The sequence below is a fragment of the Microcoleus sp. S36a_B3 genome, assembly GCF_036700745.1.
Lineage (GTDB): Bacteria > Cyanobacteriota > Cyanobacteriia > Cyanobacteriales > Microcoleaceae > Microcoleus.
Genome location: NZ_JAUBPN010000065.1, coordinates 1 through 3,533 on the forward strand (window position 1 = coordinate 1; position 3,533 = coordinate 3,533).

General features: G+C 47.9%; 2 tRNA genes and 2 rRNA genes. All 4 read right to left on the reverse strand.

The annotated features are described in order from the left end of the window. Positions 1-4: 4 nt before the first annotated feature. A 5S ribosomal RNA gene (rrf, locus tag QUA01_RS27110) occupies positions 5-114 on the reverse strand. A 152-nt stretch (positions 115-266) separates the two neighbouring features. After that, a 23S ribosomal RNA gene (locus QUA01_RS27115) occupies positions 267-3,148 on the reverse strand. Between the two features lie 131 nt (positions 3,149-3,279). Next, a tRNA-Ala gene (locus QUA01_RS27120) sits at positions 3,280-3,353 on the reverse strand. An 86-nt stretch (positions 3,354-3,439) separates the two neighbouring features. Continuing rightward, positions 3,440-3,513 (reverse strand) — tRNA-Ile (locus QUA01_RS27125). Positions 3,514-3,533: the final 20 nt, after the last annotated feature.

Sequence of the window (3,533 nt, forward strand, 5' to 3'; positions counted from 1 at the left end):
AAAAGAAAGGCGACGACATACTCTCCCACAAAACTGCAGTACCATCTGCGCAGGCGGGCTTAACTTCTCTGTTCGGGATGGGAAGAGGTGAGCCCCGCCGCAATAACCACCTTAAGGCTATTCGCTGCAAGCAGCTTTTAATCATTAATTATCAATTACAAATTGTTAATTATCAATTAAACAATATTTTAACATACTGAGATAAAGAAACAAACAGGAATTATTTAGAAAGTTTCCTCCCGAGCCTTGCGGCTCGGGAAAAGGGTGTGCATAAGCTTACGGATTATTAGTACTACTCGACTATGACATTACTGCCTTTACATCTGTAGCCTATCAACGTGGTCATCTTCCACGATCCTTAAAAGAAATCTCATCTTGTGGTGGGTTTCGCGCTTATATGCTTTCAGCGCTTATCCCTTCCAAACGTAGCTACTCTGCGGTGCCCCTGGCGGGACAACAGATACACTAGAGGTTTGTCCAATTCGGTCCTCTCGTACTAGAATCAGATCCACTCAAATTTCTAACGCCCGCAGTAGATAGAGACCGAACTGTCTCACGACGTTCTGAACCCAGCTCGCGTGCCACTTTAATGGGCGAACAGCCCAACCCTTGGGACCTTCTCCAGCCCCAGGATGTGACGAGCCGACATCGAGGTGCCAAACCCCCCCGTCGATATGAGCTCTTGGGGGAGATCAGCCTGTTATCCCCGGCGTACCTTTTATCCTTTGAGCGATGGCCCTTCCATGCGGAACCACCGGATCACTATGCTCTACTTTCGTACCTGATCGACCTGTATGTCTCTCAGTCAAGCTCCCTTATGCCATTGCACTCTACGCACGGTTACCAAGCGTACTGAGGGAACCTTTAGAAGCCTCCGTTACTCTTTTGGAGGCGACCACCCCAGTCAAACTACCCACCAAGCACTGTCCCCCACATTGCGGGGTTAGGCCTCAGATAAACAAAGGGTTGTATTTCAACAATGACTCCACAACGCCTGGCGACGCCGCTTCATAGTCTCCAACCTATCCTACACATCATTTATCCAAGGTCAATACTAAGCTATAGTAAAGGTGCACAGGGTCTTTTCGTCCCACTGCGGGTAAACGGCATCTTCACCGTTACTACAATTTCACCGAGCTCATGGCTGAGACAGTGTCCAGATCGTTACACCATTCGTGCAGGTCGGAACTTACCCGACAAGGAATTTCGCTACCTTAGGACCGTTATAGTTACGGCCGCCGTTTACTGGGGCTTCAATTCAATGCTTCTCCGAAGATAACATCTCCTCTTAACCTTCCAGCACCGGGCAGGTGTCAGGCCCTATACTTCATCTTACGATTTTGCAGAGCCCTGTGTTTTTGATAAACAGTCGCCTGGACCTCTTCACTGCGGCCAGCATTGCTGCTGGCGACCTTTCTCCCGAAGTTACAGGTCTATTTTGCCTAATTCCTTAGCCATGAATCTCTCGAGCACCTTAGGATTCTCTCCTCAACTACCTGTGTCGGTTTACGGTACTGGTTCTTATTGCCTGAAGTTTAGAGGTTTTTCTTGGAAGCCCTTAGGCGCACTATCTCTTTGTCCGAAGACTCCGAGTACTATCGCATTTCACCAAGATCTCCGGATTTGCCTAGAGACCCTATAGCTAGGTGCTTTAACGAACTATTCCGTCAGTTCGCGGCGCTTTCATCACTCCGTCACCCCATCACAGCAATAAGAAGTACGGGAATATTAACCCGTTGGCCATCGACTGTCCCTTTCGGGTTCGCCTTAGGTCCAGACTAACCCACAGCTGATTAGCATAGCTGTGGAAACCTTAGTTTTTCGGTGTGCGGGTTTCTCGCCCGCATTATCGTTACTTATGCCTACATTTTCTTTTCTGACCGGTCCAGCATACCTTACGATACACCTTCAGCCCTGTCAGAATGCTCCCCTACCACTTGCACATACATGCAAATCCATAGCTTCGGTAATATGCTTATGCCCGATTATTATCCATGCTCGTCCGCTCGACTAGTGAGCTGTTACGCACTCTTTAAATGAATGGCTGCTTCCAAGCCAACATCCTAGCTGTCTGGGCAGACAAACCTCGTTCTTTCAACTTAGCATATATTTGGGGACCTTAGCTGATGGTCTGGGTTCTTTCCCTCTCGGACTTGGACCTTAGCACCCAAGCCCTCACTGTTATCAATCATTATATAGCATTCGGAGTTTGTCAGGAATTGGTAGGCGGTGAAGCCCCCGCATCCAATCAGTAGCTCTACCTCTATATAACTAAAATAACGCTGCACCTAAATGCATTTCGGGGAGTACGAGCTATTTCCGAGTTTGATTGGCCTTTCACCCCTACCCACAGGTCATCCGAAGACTTTTCAACGTCAACCGGTTCGGTCCTCCACTGTGTGTTACCACAGCTTCAACCTGCCCATGGGTAGATCACACGGTTTCGCGTCTAACACTACTGACTAAAGCGCCCTATTCAGACTCGCTTTCGCTGCGGATCCATGGCTTAACCACTTATCCTTGCCAGCAGCGTTAACTCGTAGGCTCATTATGCAAAAGGCACGCCGTCACCCCACGAAAGGGCTCCGACCGCTTGTAAGCGCATGGTTTCAGGATCTATTTCACTCCGTTATTCACGGTTCTTTTCACCTTTCCCTCACGGTACTGGTTCACTATCGGTCTCTCAGGAGTATTTAGCCTTAGCGGATGGTCCCGCCAAATTCAGACAGGGTTTCACGTGCCCCGCCCTACTCAGGATACCGCTATCCATTACATTTGTTGCCCATACGGGGCTGTCACCCTCTATGGCGCTCCTTTCCAGAAGCTTCCGGTTCCTCATGCATGAAATGTCGCGGTCCTACAACCCCAGCTATGCCGTAACATAACTGGTTTGGGCTAATCCGCGTTCGCTCGCCACTACTTACGGAATCACTTTTGTTTTCTTCTCCTCCGCCTACTTAGATGTTTCAGTTCAGCGGGTTTGCCCACCTATCGGTGTGCTATGTCTTCAACATAGCGGGTTGCCCCATTCGGATATCTGCGGATCAATCTGTGTGTGCCAGTCCCCGCAGCTTTTCGCAGCTTATCACGTCCTTCATCGCCTCTGAGAGCCTAGGCATTCCCCATGCGCCCTTATTTTGCTTATTGCACCAATCTTGTTAATTAAAACAAGACCGTTTTGTTTTGTCTTTTGCAATAAATTGCAAAAAACGCTTTCTACTTTCTTATTATTTTCTTATCTCAATATGTCAATGAACTTTTTCCCTTTTATAGGGATTGTGGAGAATAACGGAGTCGAACCGTTGACCTCCTGCGTGCAAGGCAGGCGCTCTAGCCAGCTGAGCTAATCCCCCAATCTAATTATGAATTGTGAATTATGAATTATGAATGATTATTCATAAGAACTCAACTCTAGAATTTCCTTTTTTAAGCCAAATAGTAGTCCCGGGCAGACTCGAACTGCCGACCCCTACATTATCAGTGTAGTACTCTAACCAGCTGAGCTACGAGACTCTGTTTTACTTAATTTTTAT